This is a genomic window from Aureisphaera galaxeae (assembly GCF_028561275.1).
Classification (GTDB): Bacteria; Bacteroidota; Bacteroidia; order Flavobacteriales; family Flavobacteriaceae; genus Aureisphaera; species Aureisphaera galaxeae.
On the sequence record NZ_JAQQTF010000005.1, the window covers coordinates 16192 to 33477 of the forward strand.

16 protein-coding genes and 1 other RNA gene are annotated in these 17286 nt (G+C 41.6%); 5 read left to right on the forward strand and 12 right to left on the reverse strand.

The window, feature by feature from the left end; genetic code table 11:
- Positions 1 to 46 precede the first annotated feature (46 nt).
- Entirely contained in the window at positions 47 to 1324 is a 1278-nt protein-coding gene (gene aceA / locus POV27_RS10260) for an isocitrate lyase (RefSeq protein ID WP_272862679.1), read from the forward strand.
- Between the two features lie 51 nt (positions 1325 to 1375).
- On the opposite strand, the gene POV27_RS10265 is transcribed toward aceA, so the two are convergent.
- Positions 1376 to 2470: an adenylate/guanylate cyclase domain-containing protein gene (locus POV27_RS10265; protein ID WP_272862680.1), complete on the reverse strand. Its 1095-nt coding sequence runs from the start codon at positions 2468 to 2470 to the stop codon at positions 1376 to 1378.
- Between the two features lie 211 nt (positions 2471 to 2681).
- Positions 2682 to 3079, reverse strand: a transfer-messenger RNA (tmRNA) gene (gene ssrA, locus POV27_RS10270).
- Positions 3080 to 3191: 112 nt separating this feature from the next.
- Between ssrA and POV27_RS10275 the strand changes: the two genes are divergently transcribed.
- Complete coding sequence (locus POV27_RS10275) at positions 3192 to 4403, forward strand: NAD(P)-dependent oxidoreductase (protein ID WP_272862681.1); 1212 nt, start codon at positions 3192 to 3194, stop codon at positions 4401 to 4403.
- A gap of 157 nt (positions 4404 to 4560) precedes the next feature.
- Entirely contained in the window at positions 4561 to 5148 is a 588-nt protein-coding gene (locus POV27_RS10280; protein ID WP_272862682.1) for a hypothetical protein, read from the forward strand.
- A gap of 104 nt (positions 5149 to 5252) precedes the next feature.
- On the opposite strand, the gene POV27_RS10285 is transcribed toward POV27_RS10280, so the two are convergent.
- The 9 genes from POV27_RS10285 to POV27_RS10325 all read right to left on the reverse strand — a co-directional run bounded on the left by POV27_RS10285 (position 5253) and on the right by POV27_RS10325 (position 13874).
- On the reverse strand, positions 5253 to 7472 hold the full coding sequence (locus POV27_RS10285) for an ATP-binding response regulator (protein ID WP_272862683.1): 2220 nt from the start codon (positions 7470 to 7472) through the stop codon (positions 5253 to 5255).
- 142 nt (positions 7473 to 7614) lie between these two features.
- Positions 7615 to 9582 carry a transglutaminase domain-containing protein gene (locus tag POV27_RS10290; protein ID WP_272862684.1) on the reverse strand — a complete coding sequence of 656 codons (1968 nt, stop codon included), beginning with the start codon at positions 9580 to 9582 and terminating at the stop codon, positions 7615 to 7617.
- Positions 9583 to 9612: 30 nt separating this feature from the next.
- On the reverse strand, positions 9613 to 10278 hold the full coding sequence (locus tag POV27_RS10295; protein ID WP_272862685.1) for a DUF1361 domain-containing protein: 666 nt from the start codon (positions 10276 to 10278) through the stop codon (positions 9613 to 9615).
- Positions 10265 to 10627: a ribosomal maturation YjgA family protein gene (locus POV27_RS10300; protein ID WP_272862686.1), complete on the reverse strand. Its 363-nt coding sequence runs from the start codon at positions 10625 to 10627 to the stop codon at positions 10265 to 10267. The genes POV27_RS10295 and POV27_RS10300 overlap by 14 nt, the downstream gene beginning before the upstream one ends.
- Before the next feature lie 107 nt (positions 10628 to 10734).
- Positions 10735 to 12081 carry a cell envelope integrity protein CreD gene (gene creD / locus POV27_RS10305; protein ID WP_272862687.1) on the reverse strand — a complete coding sequence of 449 codons (1347 nt, stop codon included), beginning with the start codon at positions 12079 to 12081 and terminating at the stop codon, positions 10735 to 10737.
- Positions 12082 to 12105: 24 nt separating this feature from the next.
- The gene (locus POV27_RS10310) at positions 12106 to 12408 is read right to left on the reverse strand and encodes a hypothetical protein (protein WP_272862688.1); all 303 of its coding nucleotides are present in this window, start codon (positions 12406 to 12408) and stop codon (positions 12106 to 12108) included.
- Complete coding sequence (locus POV27_RS10315; protein ID WP_272862689.1) at positions 12405 to 12932, reverse strand: hypothetical protein; 528 nt, start codon at positions 12930 to 12932, stop codon at positions 12405 to 12407. Before POV27_RS10315 ends, POV27_RS10310 begins: the two co-directional genes overlap by 4 nt.
- Positions 12933 to 12970: 38 nt before the next feature.
- A complete protein-coding gene (locus POV27_RS10320) occupies positions 12971 to 13264 on the reverse strand; it encodes a winged helix-turn-helix domain-containing protein (RefSeq protein ID WP_272862690.1) in 294 nt (97 codons plus the stop codon).
- 7 nt (positions 13265 to 13271) lie between these two features.
- Positions 13272 to 13874 carry a hypothetical protein gene (locus POV27_RS10325; protein ID WP_272862691.1) on the reverse strand — a complete coding sequence of 201 codons (603 nt, stop codon included), beginning with the start codon at positions 13872 to 13874 and terminating at the stop codon, positions 13272 to 13274.
- A 272-nt stretch (positions 13875 to 14146) separates the two neighbouring features.
- Here POV27_RS10325 and POV27_RS10330 point away from each other — a divergent pair, with 272 nt between their 5' ends.
- Positions 14147 to 14506: a DUF1801 domain-containing protein gene (locus POV27_RS10330; protein ID WP_272862692.1), complete on the forward strand. Its 360-nt coding sequence runs from the start codon at positions 14147 to 14149 to the stop codon at positions 14504 to 14506.
- Here the strand turns inward: POV27_RS10330 and kdsA are convergent.
- Entirely contained in the window at positions 14503 to 15321 is an 819-nt protein-coding gene (gene kdsA / locus POV27_RS10335; protein WP_272862768.1) for a 3-deoxy-8-phosphooctulonate synthase, read from the reverse strand. The genes POV27_RS10330 and kdsA overlap by 4 nt on opposite strands.
- A 117-nt stretch (positions 15322 to 15438) precedes the next feature.
- On the opposite strand from kdsA, the gene typA reads away from it, so the two are divergent.
- Entirely contained in the window at positions 15439 to 17232 is a 1794-nt protein-coding gene (gene typA / locus POV27_RS10340; RefSeq protein WP_272862693.1) for a translational GTPase TypA, read from the forward strand.
- Positions 17233 to 17286 lie beyond the last annotated feature (54 nt).

The window sequence follows — 17286 nt, forward strand, 5'->3', positions numbered from 1 at the left end:
ATCAACAGGATCTAATTATTAATAATAAATAACGTAATACGAAATTATGAAAATTGAAGACAGAATTCAAGAGTTAGTCACAGATTGGACGGTGAATCCGCGTTGGAAAGGCATTGAAAGGCCTTACACTGCGGCCGAAGTTGTAAAACTTCAGGGCTCCTATAAATTGGAGCACAGTATTGCTCGTTTAGGGGCAGAAAAACTGTGGAACAAATTGCAACATCAGGACTTCGTAGCTGGCTTGGGTGCTTTGACGGGAAATCAGGCAGTGCAGGAAGTGGAAGCTGGTTTGGAAGCAATCTATTTAAGTGGTTGGCAGGTTGCGGCCGATGCTAACTTGGCGGGCGATATGTATCCCGATCAGTCCCTGTATCCTGCCAATAGTGTGCCTTCTGTCGTTAAGCGAATTAATAAAGCTCTATTGCGTCGCGACCAGATACAATGTGTGAATGGAAATGAAGATAAGTTAGACTATTTGGTGCCCATAGTTGCTGATGCAGAAGCTGGTTTCGGTGGAAACTTAAATGCTTTTGAATTGATGAAGTCCATGATCGAAAGCGGAACTTCTGGAGTTCACTTCGAGGATCAGTTAAGTTCAGCAAAAAAATGTGGTCATCTCGGAGGAAAGGTGTTGGTGCCTACCCAAGAAGCCATCAATAAGTTAGTCGCTGCTCGATTGGCGGCCGATGTGATGGGAGTGCCTACAGTTATCATTGCAAGGACGGATGCCGATTCGGCGGGATTGCTAACTAGTAATATCGATGATAGGGATGAAGTATTTATCACTGGTGAAAGAACCAAAGAAGGCTTCTTTCGGGTGAAAAGCGGTATTGAGCAGGGAATTGCCAGAGGATTGAGTTATGCTCCTTATGCCGATTTGCTTTGGATGGAAACTTCCAATCCCGATTTGGAATATGCCAGACAATTTGCCGAGGCGATTCATGCTCAGTATCCTGGGAAAATTCTAGCCTATAACTGTTCCCCTTCCTTTAATTGGGCCGCTAAATTGAGTGTGGCCGAAATGGAAACCTTCCGAGAGGAGCTGGCGGCTATGGGGTATAAGTTTCAGTTTATCACCTTGGCAGGGTTCCACGCGCTAAACACGAGTATGTTCGAATTGTCTAAGGCCTATAAGGAAAGGGGAATGGCCGGGTATTCCGAATTGCAGGAACGCGAGTTTGCCCTTCAGAAGGATGGATTCAATGCAGTGAAGCATCAAGGATTTGTGGGTACAACCTATTTCGATGCCGTTCAGAATACAGTAACGGCAGGAGCATCAAGCACAGTAGCTATGAAGGATAGTACAGAAGTAGCTCAATTCTAAAAAAAGAGTTTCTATATACAAAAGAGTTGTCCCGTTGAGGCAGCTCTTTTTTTATGAGGCATATTGTACATCGAATAATTGTATGGGCTCCTCTTTACCGCGGAGCATCATTTTTTCCCTTTCATGAAAGGTTAGTGTAGGGTCGGGTTGCAAACGTTCTTTCAATTTTTCCGAAATCAATGTTTTGGAGTTGAGGTTGTTGCATTCTGCTTGTATCCGAGCCGTGGTGTTGAGCACATCCCCCGTATAAATGACATCTTTTTTGATGATTCCTATGATACCTGTAGTCACTTCCCCAATATGCAGTCCCGCTTTGAATTCAGGAACCCGACCGAATTGAGACATATAATCATCTCTTTTTTGTTCGAAGGCTTCCGAAATTTTTGAAAAGCATCGGATGCAATTGTTGTTGTAAAGTCCAGATTTCTCTGTCCAAGTAACCACGATTTCATCGCCCACATATTGATAGACCTCACCGGAGGTTTCCAAAATGGCAGAGGTCATGTCGGCATAATAGGCTTTCAACAGCTTAAAATAAGTTTCATGTCCCATTTTTTCAGCAATGGTCGTAGAGGACTTCATATCCAGGAACATAAAGATTCTATTTTCCTGATTTGGCTCGTGATACTTTCCCAGGAACGTTCCGATAATACCATTACCTAAGTGCTCTTCTATATCGGAATAAAACACGGCAAGTCCCGATATGACAACTATGAAGAGAATGACACTCCAAAACGCGTACGTTCCAACAAATTGGGAGATACTTTCTATAATGACCGGATCGAAAACTGGTTCTTCGTACAGCAAGGAATTGGAAATGAGTGTTAATCCAATGAGGAAGAACAGAATGAACAGAAAGTAGAAAACCGATTTGAAGATGAATTTTTGCCAAAAGGGATTCCGTCTAAAAAGCTTCTTTAGCCAGAACACTTCGATGACACCTTGTATGATCCCTACACCAAAACCCCCAATACAGGTATTGGTTAAAGAATTGATGAAGCCGTATTTATTTCCTGTGGTCGGATAATGGGTTAATGTGCCGATAAGGCCATATTCCAGTAAGACATACACAAACCCGAAAAGCAACCATATAAATCCGAAGGGAAGTATTTGCCGTATATAGCGCTTTTGTTTGGCGTATCTCATTGACATAAAGATAGGGAATCTGCTTTGTTTTTTGGTTCGATATATCTGATGGACAAACAGGGAGTACCTACGGTGATCCCTACTAGCTTCAGTCCTGCAAATAGAAATCTCTTGTTTGCTGTGCAAACAAACGTCTTCAAATAAAAAATGCCTCATAAGCAAGCTTACAGGCATTTTTGTATTTAAATCCGTAGCAGAGATTTCTGCTTGATCGTGGAGCCGGAGGGAGTCGAACCCTCGTCCAAACGTGCAACTGCACCGCTTTCTACATGTTTAGTTTTTGTTCAGATTTTAGACCCCTTGCCGGTCAAAAACTACCAACGTAGGGCTTAGCTTCTTAAATTTTGCAGGAATATCGAAGCCCTATTCCCGCTAGGTTTACTTTTACGAAGTCACTAAATCAATTGCCGTAAACCAAGGCCATTGAGTGACTTCCTGCTTGTCTACCTTGTAGACCGAGGCACTATCCTACTATGATTCAGATTATGCAGCTAGGGCGTAGTTATTATCGCCGTTTAAAAAAGATGAAATATGATATTTACGAGCTGTATCTCAGCGCTCGACATGCTTACTGTACCGTTAGACCCGCTGTCAAAACCAGTCGGCCCCATGGTGTTTCAATGAACGATTGAAGTCTGCAAAGATACACCAAAAAGCCTATCTTTGCACTCGCCTTTTAAAAACGAGGCTTCGTTTCATTTAAAATCAAAAAGTATTCCAAATGGCTTTCACCTTTGCTATTATCAAAGAACGTAAGAATCCACCTGACCGACGTGTCGTTTTTTCACCCGAAAAGTGCCAAGAAGTCATTCAAGAGTTTCCCGAAGCTAATATCGTCGTGGAAAATTCGGACATCCGCATTTTTTCAGATGATGCCTATGCGGCCAAAGGATTAACCGTTTCTGAAGATGTTACCACAGCAGATGTGATGCTGGGCGTGAAGGAAGTTCCTGTAGATGCCCTTATTCCAAATAAAAAATACTTTTTCTTTAGTCATACGATTAAAAAGCAACCCTACAACCGCAAATTGTTACGGGCCATTCTCGATAAGAAAATCGAACTTTATGATCATGAGACTATCGTAAAAGAGAGCGGAGCGCGTCTTATCGGTTTCGGTCGATATGCTGGATTGGTAGGGGCTTACAACGGATTTCGCTTGATGGGACAGCGCGATGGATTGTTCGAACTTCCCAAAGTGGAACACTTGGCAGATTTGAATGAAGTAAAACAAGAATTGGACAAAATTTCCCTGCCGAATATTAAGATACTACTTACAGGAACCGGAAAAGTGGCTCTAGGAGCCAAGGAGATCTTGGATCATCTTCAAATTCGTGAGGTAAGCGATGAAGCCTACCTTACTCAGGACTTCAATGAGCCTGTATATTGCCGTGCCGATGTTACCGAATATGTACGTCGTGCCGATGGTCAACCCATGGATAAATATGCATTTTATACAGACCCCAGTAATCATGAAAGTGACTTCATGCAATATGCAGCTGTTTCCGATTTCTTTATTGCAGGTCATTTCTATGGGGATGGGGCTCCTTATCTATTCACTAGGGAAGATGCCAAACAACCTGAATTCAAAATCAATTTAGTGGCCGATGTTTCTTGTGATATCGACGGCCCTGTGGCCAGTACGATTCGCCCTTCAACGATTGCCGATCCGTTTTACGCCTATGATCCCATTTCAGAAAGCGAAGTGCCTGTGGGTACCTCGGGTTCCATTGGGGTAATGGCTGTGGACAATTTGCCTTGTGAATTGCCCAAGGACGCCAGTGAAGGATTTGGGGATATGTTTATGGAGTATGTTATCCCTGCTTTCTTCAACAATGATGCTGACGGAATTTTAGAACGTGCCCGTATGACTACTTCCGAAGGAACCCTTACCGAACGGTATAGCTACCTTCAGGATTATGTAGACGGAAAATAGCAGGGTAATTTTCAATTAAGCTAGGTGTAAAAGGTTCTTTGTCTGACAATTAATGTCTTTCGTCGATAAATTTGAGGGATTCAACGAATTTTCTTACGGTTAAACCGTAATATATCGATTATTTGCTATTATTGTTAGACAAATCGCCGCCCCACAAATGAAAAAAATACTACTCCCCTTAGTTCTCCTCTGTGTTAGTTTTCAACTATTTAGTCAAGTAGGTATCAATACCACCTCACCATCTACAACATTAGATGTAAATGGAACCATTAGGGTGAGGGGGATCAAATCTGAGTTGGTCGAAACGGAAGCGATTCGGATTATAGGGGTAGATGCATCCGGTAATTTCGTTGAAGTCGAAATCGGAGATAATGTTATTTTGGAGGACAATGTCCTTCGCGCCGTAGAAAACAAATACAGTTTCGCCAATACAGATCCTATATCTGTAGGGCAAGTAGATGATTTCGATCTTATTGTATTACCTGGAGAGCCCAATGATGATAAGAAGATCATTCGCTTCATAACCACGGTTGGGGATATCGACCTAACCGGTATTAAAGCAGGTGAGAATGGTCAAGTGATTTGGCTAATGGCTTATAGTGGACGTATAAAGATTCGAGGTAATGATCTTTCTTCCGATCCAGAAAACCGTATCCTCGCAGGTACTGTAACATTGCAACAATATGAAATGATTCAATTGGTGTACGACGAAACCTTGCAAAAGTGGATTATCATGGACTTCTAATCCAACCTCATAAGAAGTGAAAAAGTGCGCTGTATCAAGCGCACTTTTTTATTTTGATTCAATCAAGCAGTTTAGATTCATGGAATATACCGAACATTAAACCATTAGGCTTCCACTTTCAAATGTTTGGAAATTACTTCTATGAAGTCGTGTTGCTTGTAGGGTTTAATGATAAAATGTTCGAACAGGTTTGTGTTCGCGTCGATGGTGATTTTTTCTTCTTCTACTGCCGTTAGGGCGATAATGGGGATATTTTTGTTGATAGTTTTGATGATTTTTGAAGCTTCAATCCCATTCATTTTAGGCATGTTTATGTCCATGAGGATCAAATCCACTTCTGTTGTTTCCACCCTATGTATTCCTTCCCTTCCGTCATTAGCCACAAGAATGGTCGCTCCATACTTTTCCAACGTCTTTTGTGTGACCAGTAGATTGATTCTATTGTCATCTACGATTAAAACACGAAAGCCTTTAAGCGTTTCTGGCGAGTGCTCTCTTTGGAATTCGATTGCCCCTGTATTTTCGGTTGCTATCTCGAAATTTAATTTGAAAGAGGCAGAAGTCCCTTCATTTACTTTACTGGAAATATGAATATGCGAATTGAGCAGGGACAGTAGTTTCTTCACAATGGGCAAGCCTAAGCCTGTGCCTTGGTGTTCGTAATTGGAACGCGTCGTAGAAAATTCAGAAAAAATATAACCCAGCTTATCTTCCGGGATTCCCATTCCGTTGTCCGTAACGTTAAAATGGAGGTACACCCTGTTGTCTTCCTGTCTATCGCAAAGAACCCGAATATCTATGCGTCCATTATGCGTAAACTTGGAAGCATTACTCACTAGATTCATTAGAATTTGCGAAAGCTTTATGTCATCACCAATTAATAATTGCGGAATGACTTCATCTATATGAGGAACATAGGTGTTTGGGTACGTGGTGTTAAGAAACTTGGTAGATTTAATAACGTTATCTATTAAATCCCTGAGGTTGAAAACGGAATGCTTTAATTTCTCGTTTCCCTTGCGCGTAGTAGTGAGCTGAAGGACATTGTTGATTAACGAAAGTAGGTAATCTGCCGAAAACTTGAGCGAACTTAGGTTTTCGGATTGATGCGTTAATGTTTTATCGTCCTTTAATTGGGATGAAATACCTATGATTCCATATAATGGAGTTCTTAATTCATGAGTAATATTGGCAAAGAGGCGACTTTTCGCCTTTGCCTGTGCTTCACTCTCTTCCTTAGCCTCGAGGAAGAGTTTGTTTTTTTCTACCAAGCTTTTGAATAACCTTCTTCTTTTTAGGTTGGAAATGAATAGAAAAGCTGAAAAGAGGAGAAGGATCCCTGAGGCGATCTTGATCCAAAATATCGTGGTTTGACGCTTAGTTTCTTGCCTGTCGATTTCGTTTTGAAGTGTTTGGGCTTTTAGTTCCTGCTCGTATTGATTTAGTTTAAATTTACCCGTAACTGTTTCCAGCGCCTGCATCTTATCGGCTTCATACTTTTTACTTTTATATTCGTCCGCTTCCAACAAATGAGTGACCGCATCTTCAAAATTGCCTAATTCTATTTGGGTTTTGGCAGCTACCTCGTTCGCGTCTATAAGCGCTTCGTCGTAACCCGAGCTTCTTGCTAGGCGTATACTTTCCAACAAAAAGGGAAGAGCGATCTCGGGTTCCTTTTTTAGATAATGTAATCGACCAGAAATAAGTTGAGCAACGGCTTGATAAGCTTCTGCTTTTACTTTGGTAGCATAGATTTGCGTTCGGTCCACATATTTTTCTCCCTCACTTATTCTGTTGAGATCAAGACTTTGTTCGGAAATGTTGTAGTTCAATATGAACAGGTGGGTAGTGTCTTTCAACTTTTCGGCTAGGGGAAGTGCTTCTTTATATTTTAAGATAGCTAAATCCTTTTTTCCTTGAAGGGCATACATATTTCCCAAATCAATACGTGCCGTAGTGAGGCTTCGGGTGGTATCGTTGTTTTTTTCAGCTTCTTGGATGGTTCTGAAAAATATGCGTTTGGCCTCAACGGTGTCGTTTGTTTGAAGAAAGGCATTACCAATTAGGCTGGATACCCTAAAAATGGCGGTACGATCCTCTATCTGCTTCGCGAGCCTTAGGGTTTCTTCACCCACTGCTATGGTCTGTGCAAAATTGTTGCTATAGAACTGCTTTCTTACAAACTTTACCAAAGTGTCTACTCGCTCTTGTTTAGAGAGTACAATAGAGTCGTTGGTTGCGTTGATTTCAGTTTGGCCTATACATAAGTTACCCCATAGAAAGGGTATAAGAAACAGGGCTTGGGTCGTTAGTTTTAGATTCAAAAGTTGAATTTGGGGGTATCAAGATATCTTTTTTTTTGTTAAAACCCAACGAAATCAATGGATTAGGTGTATAAAAGAGATGGGAAAACCGTAATATTTGATAAAAACATGCTTCCGAAAGCTTTGAAAGGCCTACAGGGGTTTATTTGCTAATAACAATGGGCTCCTTGGTGGTAATCTGAACCGTTTTCGAAAAGAAATCCTTTAGCGCATCATAATATTCGGGCGAAAATTCGTGCTGATTCAATTTAAAATTGAGACGGACACCAATAACACCATCGGCTTCGTTGTAGACAACACTGCAGATGCCTGCATCGTCAGGTAATTTTAAGGTCTTATTGGTTGGTAAGGTTTTTACCGAAAGGCTTTCGTCTAACGTAAATCTTGCGAGATAGGTATAGATCATAGGATATCCCATTTCAACCAAATAATCCCGACTTTCCAACTTAAAGGGGTTCTCATTTAAATATTCCAGTAAGAAAAAGGTGGGCAGATAAAAATCGTTTCCAATAAGTTCGGCCTCCATTTCAATGTCATAGGTTTCCTTCAGGTTTTTCTCCAGATCCTTAAAATTCTCGATTTCCAAATTGGAGACTTCCAAAGTTTCATGTAGTTGCTCCTTCTCGCCAGTATAATCGTCTTTCGTAGCGCTACCAATATCGAATCGCTTCGTACGGCCAAAATAACCCATATGTTGTTCCCCCACTTTGCCCGTAACAAGTCCATCCCCGTCTATAGTGAGTACAGAATTTACAAATATGACATTCTTTTTATGAGGTGTAATAGGGTGCCAATAGCTCCCATTTTTAAAATCCATGATGCGCCCTACACTATTGAGTGCCCTAAAAGGAACGATGCCAAAAGGAGTGTACTTGTCCGCCGCATCCAGATAATACTCGTTGTCCCCAATTTTAAGCCACGCCATGACATAGTTGAACTCAGTAAGTACAGGGAACAATTGATTGGGAATACCCGCTTCCCTGGTGGCGCTAAGAACCAATTGGGTGTCTTCCAGTCCTGCGGCACGTAGCGCATTGATTAAGGAAAGATTAATTTCGGCCAAGTTTCCAGAACCCGTATTGAAGGCCTTTTTTACATCGATGTCACTAAAGATGCGATACTTACCATTCCAAGTATAGTGATCTTGTATGAAATAGTACACGGCTTTTGCCTTTTCCAAAGGATCTGAAATGGTTTGGATATTCTCAGGTAACTGGTTTCCGAAAAACGATTTGGATTTAAGCTGTCGCCCCATGGCTTTATCCGTACGGAATTCTTTATCTACATCTCTCCATTCCTTGGTGTGTTTGGTGCGTTTCCCTTGAAAGTCGAAGCTTTCCTTGAGCTCGTATTTAACCCTGGCAATGTAGTTCTCCCTGGCCAACATAAAATCTTCTTCTTTAAATGCAGGTACATTGTTCATTACATAGAACTCATAGGTGCAATCTGCGGCATCTCCATACCCATCTACCGAAAAACAGTTCTTTTTAACGGAAGTATCGTGGGTATCTAGTTTTCTTCCTCCAAAAAGCCCGATTCTGTAGGTGTAATTTCCCGGTATCTCAGAAATGAACTCACTATAAATCGTAGGATAATCTCCTTGGAATTCCCACTCGTAGGTATGAAAGTAAGGGGATTCTACAGTGTAGGTATATTCTAGAATACTACCATTCTTTACATTGGGAAAAGTGAAGGTTTCGAAACGCCAATTTTCATAGGGATCTTTAGTGAAGATATCTTTTCCGCTTACGTATGTCATCGTTCCGTTGTAATGGGTTACGGCTTTAATATCCTTTACCACCATTCCCGACTTTCCTTCTTTATAATAGGGTATTTCTATGGTAGCACCTTTAAATCGATCCACATTGAGCACCTTAATTTTTTTATGAACTACCTTTTTTATTTGAAGGTATCTATGTTCGTTGAGAATTACCGAAACTTTCCCTTGCGAATACAACTCGACAGCGGCTGCTTCTGGATCATCTGGATATGTTTTCATGAACAATTCTTCTTGGGAAGGCTTCCCGAATGCTACTTCTTTCTTTTTTTGGGCAGTTAATGTACTGATTAACAGTAAAGAGATAAGCGTGCAGTATATTCTGAAATTCATAAGGTGCTTTGGCTACATTGAAAACTGAAATTACACCAATTTTTTAGTTGGGGAAAGATTTTTCTTGAAGAATCCGTACAATACCCACAGGCCGAATCCGAAGCTCAGCGTAGTACCCCAAGCCAATACATTGTTTTGGGGAGCGATTACGATATCAAAAATATCCCGAAGCAGCGCAAAGGGATTTTGAATGATATCCCATGAATTCCACCTGAGGAACCTTCCCAAATAAATACCAAATCCCGTAAAGAAAGGGAGTAGAAAAATAGTGATGCGAACTATCTTGTTCGGAAAGTGAATCCTCCATAATGCTTCCATATCCAACAGAGAAAATAAGTAACAAATAATTCCGGCAATAGAGAAAACGGCCAGCATAAAACCATCGAAAATGGGATGCGAATTGGGATGGTTTAGATGTACAAAATCGGTCAATATATAAGGTGCGTTGGGCAAGAATAGCAACCACAATCCGCTCCATAGCAATAACCCAATTTTCTTGGGCGGTTTGTGTGAAAGATAGGAGGAGATAAGGAAGGGAATCCAAGCCAGAAACAGGTTCCAAACCAGAAATAAATAAAAGAAGGAAAGGGTGAATTTTAGACGGACCATCAACAAAAAAAGACTGATTCCGGTAATGGCAAAAATGGGGAACAGCAATTCGAACCGTTCCATGAAGTAGTGCTTAATTTTTTTCATTTTTCGATAATTTTTCAGCAATTAAAATGACAAAGGCCCCTACGAAATAAGCCAGAAGGTCCAAAGGGTCGAAAGTGCTTCCTAGAATGATTTGAAGGAACTCAGATTGAATTCCCAATACCTCCAAAATGGAGAAAGCCTGAAGCAATTCGACCACAATGGCAATAAAAAGGGTTGCGAGCAAGGCTCGAATCATAGAGAATTTCGAGAACGCCCGTATGAAGGTATACAACAGGGGAATGACAAGTACATCGCCAAGGAATCCACGCACAAAACGATGGAAATGGAACAGGGCAATGGCGACTTCTGTTACGAATAGCAATGTAAATATGACGAGGTATCTTTTCATGTGGATAGATTGAAGTTTCTTGGAAGTCAGACTGAGCCTGTCGAAGTCTGAATGGTATCGAGCCGGTGTTAAAGGCTTCGACAAGCTCAACCTGACTTAACTATAGGTTACTCATTATTCCAGTCGATTTTTCGGGAGGCGAACATGATAATCGCAAGGATTACAAAGAGTCCGATACTTCCTACGAGCAATGCATAGTTTTCCAGTTGAATGATCACATAGATGAAACCATAAAGTGCGGCCAACGAACCCCCGATGAGCAATGGGAATTTGAAGCCCTTTAAAATCGCCCGGGAATACAAGGTGACCAGTGCTAACACAGACAGGGCAGAAATCCCGTAGGCTTTCAAGAAGCTACTATGCTCACTTATGGAAATGAGTAAGGTGTAGAACATTACCAAGGCAAGCCCAATCATGATGTACTGAAAAGGATGGATGTATATTTTACTTACCAATTGAATGAGTAAGAACACTAACAAGGTTAAACCAATCACCATGAATCCATATTTGGCCGTACGTTCACTTTTTTGGTATTCGTCTACGGGAACAATAAGTTTTGCACCAAAGGCAAATTCCATAAGGTCAGGTAAACTATTGAAGAACTGTTGCTGAAACTGACGGTTTATCTGCAACACCGTCCAAGAGGCATCGAAGCCATCTTGCCCAACATCCCTAGTTTCCGGCAGGTAATTCCCATCGAAACTTGGTGAATGCCATTTGGAGGTCATTTTTACATTGGTCTCCTTACCCACGGGAATGAATTTAAGGGCTTCGCTTCCGTTTACTTTTAGGTTCAATTGAAAAGGAACCGATTCATTGGAGTCCAGACTATAGGCCTTGCTAATGTCGCTTTCGACCATATTCAGGTAGTCTTGAGAGTATTTCGGATTCATGGCTAGGGTTTCCGTTCCCAAGGTAAGGGCAAGTGTGTTTCGGATTCCCTTGAGATTGGAGGTTTTAATAAGTACCGATATTTTGTCCCAAATGATATCGGCCGGTTTTACGTCCTGTTCGGATAAGTCGATTTTTGGGAAGTTTCCCGAAATGTTGAGGTCTGCCGTAAAGACCACAGATTCGTAAATACTTCTTTGCAAAGGCTTTTCGGCAATATTGGCTTGGGAATCGATTTTCAATTCGTCAGGAAAAATATAGGCGTAATTCAGGATTTCTTCCGTCTTTATTTCGAAGCTTTTGGTCTTTTGTATGTAGACTTTTTCTTCATTGTAGGTTTTGTAGGGAACCTTCAGAATAGGCCCGGAGAAAACGACTTCGTTTCCCCATTTGTTATTGATTTCCTGCACCACTTCCTGTTGCCGGAAGGCACGTTCGGTAATGAGGCTTTTTACAAATTCCAAAGGAATGAGTAGTACAAGGAGTAGAAAGCCGACAATGAGCATACGTGCGGTAATCGAATTGCGTAACCAAGATGAGAATTTTGCTTTTTTAGGTTCCATATCTTTTATGATTTAGTGTTGTTGTTATAAAAATTCAGTGAGTATATAGGCATAGCCAAAGGCTATGGGAATGTTGGCTAGGATGATGCAAATGGCAAAGAAGGTTTCCAAGAGGTCCTTTCGTATAAGATCTACCACAAGGACCAAAAGGATAAAACCATTAAAAATCACGGCTATTATGACGAAAATCATTCCCAAAAAGACCAATTCCAGACCATCGCCAAGAAGTAATTGCATAAGGAATAGGAAGGTCCCTATGCTGAAAAAGATTAAGGCTATCCTTTTGGCCACCTCTAAGGAAATGATGGGTTTATTTTTATCTTTCATAATAGGGTAGGGTATTGCGTTAGTTGATGCGTTTTTCTGTAGTCGTACATTTCGGTGAGGAGACGATCTGTAAAAATGGCACTGCGGAATTCATTGAAATCCAACCGAAGGATTTTCTTGAAATCGTAGGGATGAAAGGTGGCGGCCTGCTTTCCGAAACGATAGGATTTCAGATAATAGGGAAGGTAATCTGGCAGGATGAAGGTGCCCAGTAGGAGCACTCCGAAGAGGTAGGGCGTTCTTTTTCCATTTCCGAAGCATACATATTGAAGGGCGATTTCATCTTCTACCGCCGTACTGTAACCACAGAGTACATGATAGGCATCGTGTCGCTCTACCTTGGGAATAGGTTCGAATCCATTAGAGGATAGGAATTGTCCCAACCGATGCCCAAAGGTGTTTGGGGGCATGTTCAGCATGTCGGCACTGGTCAATCCCCAGGGTTGCTTCTTTTTGAAGCGGCAATAAAGCACCATGGATTTTTCGAAGAGCCAGTTAATGAGTTGTTTTCTTAATGATTTCATAAAGTACTTTGAATTTCAAAGTGAATTGATAAAAAAATTTAGGGTTTGCGTATGAGCTTTTCCAAGGCTTCTATATGTTTCCTGAATTCTGTCTTTCCCAATTTGGTAGCGCTGTAGCGCGTGTTGGGCTTACGTCCTATAAACTGTTTCTGCACCAAGATGTAATTCTCTTTCTCCAATGCCTTGAGGTGACTGGCCAAATTACCATCGGTAACGTCCAAGAGTTCCTTGAGGCGATTAAAATCGGCATCATCGTTCACCATAAGAATGGACATGATGCCCAATCGTATTCGATGGTCGAATAGTTTATTTATGTTTTCAATAATTCCCACGCAGTACTTATTTATCCCGTATCCAAATCAAACTTCCGTAAATAATATGGCACACGCCAAACCCGATGACCCAGAGCCAGAAACCATATCCGGGCAGCATGGCACAGATAATTCCCAAAATGATCTCGGCAATTCCTAAGTAACGGATATTCCCTACTGTGTACTTAGAGGCGTTAATAAGCGCCAAGCCATAGAAAATGAGCATTAGTGCACCTGTTTGCCCATATTTTTGCTGGTTCAAGATAATAAGGATATAGGCGCCACCGGCTACTAAAGGAATTAAAAAATTGATGAGCAAACGTCGGGTAGAGGCATCCCACATCTTTACGCCTGCTTTTTTCGCTTTTTTCGTAGTAAAGTAAATGGCGGTCACCACACTTAGGAATGCCACCAAGAACAAATCCAACAGAATAAGCCTAAATACTTTACCATCCAGAATAAGATAATCCCTTCCCGAATTCGTAACCAGCCAATAGGCAATGGCTGCTCCTATGAGCGCATAGATCCCAGCAAATACCCCAGAGAGTCCACTTAGGGATATAAAGCGGGACGATCGGTTCATTAAATTCTTGATTTCGCTAATGTCCTTTAGATAATCTTGCTCGCTCATAATAAAGTACTTTGAAATACAAAGTAAAAAGAAAATACCGTACCATCTTCGATTTTTGTAAATAATTTAACAAACAGGAAAAACCCTTAAGGAAAATACAGGAAAAATCCTGTTGCTTTATATAGGTTTTTGGATGCATATTTGAAGTGTATAAGTCTCGACTTAATTTATTTTGATAATCGGCTGGAAAATTAATTGGGGAGTTAATTTACAATTACGATTATTTGGTCTAGGGCTGTTCGGGTAGAGCAGCCTTTTTTTATTTTTATACCATGAATCCAGCCGAAGAATATATCCTACGACAAGAGGAACCCTTCCGTTCCATGCTCATTCATATCCAAGTAATTATAGAAGCTACTGTACCCGATGTTCGGCTGGCCTACAAATGGCGGTTGCCATTTTTCTATGTGGAGAAAAAGCCTATTTGCTATCTCAATGTGACCAAGGGATATGTAGATATCGGTTTTTGGACCGCCAAGTATTTCACCAAGCATAAGGAGTTGTTGGTTTCTGAAAACAGAAAACAGGTAAAGTCACTCCGTTATTGGAATTTGGACGAAATCAATGACCCAGTGCTCATAGAAGTCCTAGAGCAGGCTTATACGTATAGAAGGGAAAAGTTTTTGGATTAAAGCCCTTGAATAGTTCTTCTTATAGCGACCAAATCGCTCAATAGTTTTTCCAGTCTGCTTAAGTCTAACATATTGGCGCCATCACTTTTGGCATTGGCTGGATCGAAATGCGTTTCAATAAACAATCCATCTACTCCCACGGCAATTCCTGCACGGGCTATGGTCGAAATCATTTCTGGGCGTCCTCCCGTTACCCCAACCGTTTGATTGGGCTGCTGCAAACTATGGGTTACATCCAATACCGTGGTAGCATAAGTTTTCATCGTGGGAATCCCCCTGAAATCCACAATCATATCCTGATACCCGAACATGGTTCCACGATCCGTGATCATGGCTTTACCATTTCCACTGTCCAACACTTTTTGTACCGCGTGTTTCATGGATTCCGGACTCATGAATTGCCCTTTCTTTAGGTTGACTGTTTTTCCAGTTTGTGCTGCAGCCACTACCAAATCGGTTTGACGCACCAAAAACGCAGGGATTTGAAGGACATCTACATATTCCGCGGCCTTGTAGGCATCGCTGGCTTCGTGAATATCCGTTACGGTAGGAATATCGAACGTTTCAGAAACCTTTCTCAGAATCTTTAGGGCCTTTTCATCCCCAATTCCCGTAAAGCTATCGATTCGGCTGCGATTCGCTTTTTTGAAACTTCCTTTAAATACATAAGGTATCTTGAGGTCGTCCGTTATTTTTACCACCTTTTCGGCGATGCGCAAGGCCATTTCTTCTCCTTCAATGGCACAGGGTCCTGCCAATAGAAAGAAATTATCGGAATCGGTGTTTTTCAGTTTTGGGATATGAGAAAGCTCCATACGTTTATTTTGAGCTGCAAAGATAAAGAATTCCATAGGTGTAAAATCCATTTATTCACCGTACTTTTGCAGCCTCAAAATGGAAAGGCATGTTGCCTTTCAATGAAAGCTAAGGAAATGAATATTAGAAACATCGCCATCATTGCCCACGTAGACCACGGAAAAACCACCTTGGTAGACAAGATCATGCACCACTGTAGTTTGTTTCGTGAAAACGAAAAAACGGGAGAATTGATTTTGGACAACAACGACTTGGAACGAGAAAGAGGTATTACCATTACGTCCAAGAATGTTTCAGTAACCTATAAGGATACCAAAATCAATATTATCGATACCCCGGGTCACGCCGATTTTGGTGGTGAAGTAGAGCGTGTGTTGAACATGGCAGATGGTGTATTGCTGTTGGTAGATGCTTTCGAAGGCCCTATGCCACAAACCCGATTTGTATTGCAAAAGGCCATTTCCTTAGGATTGAAGCCTTGTGTGGTGATCAATAAAGTGGATAAGGAAAACTGTACCCCCGATGAAGTACATGAAGCGGTTTTCGATTTGATGTTTGAACTGGGAGCGGAAGAGTGGCAATTGGATTTCCCCACCGTGTACGGTTCTGCCAAGAACAACTGGATGGGAGAAGACTGGAAGGAAGAAACAGGGACCATAGAACCATTATTGGATATGGTTTTGGAACACATCCCTGCCCCTAAGGTAGCCGAAGGAAACCCACAAATGCTTATTACGTCCCTAGATTTCTCATCCTTTACCGGAAGAATCGCCATTGGACGTCTACAACGCGGAACCCTTACCGAAAATATGAACATCTCCCTAGTAAAAAGGGATGGTAGTATATTGAAAAGCCGCATCAAAGAACTTCACTTATTTGAAGGTCTTGGACGGAAAAAAGTAACCCAAGTAGAGGCTGGGGATATCTGTGCGCTCATCGGATTGGAAGGTTTCGAGATTGGAGATACTGTAGCCGATTTCGAAGCTCCTGAAGCATTGGAGACCATCGCTATCGATGAACCTACCATGAGCATGCTGTTCACCATTAACGATTCCCCTTTCTTCGGAAAAGACGGAAAGTTTGTTACTTCAAGACATATCAAGGAACGCTTGGAGCGTGAATTGGAAAAGAACTTGGCGCTTCGCGTAGAACCTACCGATAGTGCCGATAAGTTTATGGTGTTTGGTCGCGGGGTATTGCACCTTTCCGTATTGATCGAAACGATGCGTAGGGAAGGATACGAGCTTCAGATTGGTCAGCCACAGGTAATCATTAAAGAAATTGATGGTACGAAGTGTGAACCCGTTGAGGAATTGACCATCGATTTGCCCGAAGAAGTAAGTGGGCGTGCCATCGATATGGTGACGATTCGCAAAGGGGAGATGACCAGTATGGAAGCCAAGGGAGAACGTATGGTCTGCAAATTTGTAATTCCTTCCCGTGGAATCATTGGTCTTCGAAACAATCTTCTTACTGCGACTGCCGGGGAAGCTATTATGACGCATCGTTTCTTGGAGTATCAGCCTATGAAAGGAGGGATTCCTGAGCGATTGAACGGAAGTATGGTTTCTATGGAAAAAGGAACAGCCATTCCGTATTCCATCGACAAATTACAGGAACGCGGTCGATTCTTCATCGATCCAGGAGAAGAGATCTACGAAGGGCAGGTAATTGGTGAGAATTCACGTCAGGATGATATGGTAGTGAATGTGACCAAAACCAAGAAGTTGACCAACGTACGTTCGGCGGGAGCAGATGACAAAGCCCGTATCGTACCGGCGATCAAATTCTCTTTGGAAGAGGCCTTGGAATACATTCAGAAGGATGAATATGTGGAAGTAACACCCAATCACCTTCGTCTCCGAAAAATACTGCTTAAAGAGGTTGACAGAAAGCGTAATAAAGCGTAAGTAATCTACTTAAAGAGAGCTAGCTCTCTGTTAAATAGGCATTGAGGTAAGTCG

Excerpts from the sequence above, each read along its gene's own strand:
- creD (WP_272862687.1), bottom strand. The coding sequence starts at position 12,081 with ATGGAACCTAAAAAAGCAAAATTCTCATCTTGGTTACGCAATTCGATT.
- POV27_RS10295 (WP_272862685.1), bottom strand. The coding sequence starts at position 10,278 with ATGAAAAAAATTAAGCACTACTTCATGGAACGGTTCGAATTGCTGTTC.
- POV27_RS10290 (WP_272862684.1), bottom strand. The coding sequence starts at position 9,582 with ATGAATTTCAGAATATACTGCACGCTTATCTCTTTACTGTTAATCAGT.
- typA (WP_272862693.1), top strand. The coding sequence starts at position 15,439 with ATGAATATTAGAAACATCGCCATCATTGCCCACGTAGACCACGGAAAA.
- aceA (WP_272862679.1), top strand. The coding sequence starts at position 47 with ATGAAAATTGAAGACAGAATTCAAGAGTTAGTCACAGATTGGACGGTG.
- kdsA (WP_272862768.1), bottom strand. The coding sequence starts at position 15,321 with ATGGAGCTTTCTCATATCCCAAAACTGAAAAACACCGATTCCGATAAT.
- POV27_RS10310 (WP_272862688.1), bottom strand. The coding sequence starts at position 12,408 with ATGAAAGATAAAAATAAACCCATCATTTCCTTAGAGGTGGCCAAAAGG.
- POV27_RS10300 (WP_272862686.1), bottom strand. The coding sequence starts at position 10,627 with ATGAAAAGATACCTCGTCATATTTACATTGCTATTCGTAACAGAAGTC.
- POV27_RS10265 (WP_272862680.1), bottom strand. The coding sequence starts at position 2,470 with ATGAGATACGCCAAACAAAAGCGCTATATACGGCAAATACTTCCCTTC.
- POV27_RS10275 (WP_272862681.1), top strand. The coding sequence starts at position 3,192 with ATGGCTTTCACCTTTGCTATTATCAAAGAACGTAAGAATCCACCTGAC.
- POV27_RS10325 (WP_272862691.1), bottom strand. The coding sequence starts at position 13,874 with ATGAGCGAGCAAGATTATCTAAAGGACATTAGCGAAATCAAGAATTTA.
- POV27_RS10330 (WP_272862692.1), top strand. The coding sequence starts at position 14,147 with ATGAATCCAGCCGAAGAATATATCCTACGACAAGAGGAACCCTTCCGT.
- POV27_RS10280 (WP_272862682.1), top strand. The coding sequence starts at position 4,561 with ATGAAAAAAATACTACTCCCCTTAGTTCTCCTCTGTGTTAGTTTTCAA.
- POV27_RS10315 (WP_272862689.1), bottom strand. The coding sequence starts at position 12,932 with ATGAAATCATTAAGAAAACAACTCATTAACTGGCTCTTCGAAAAATCC.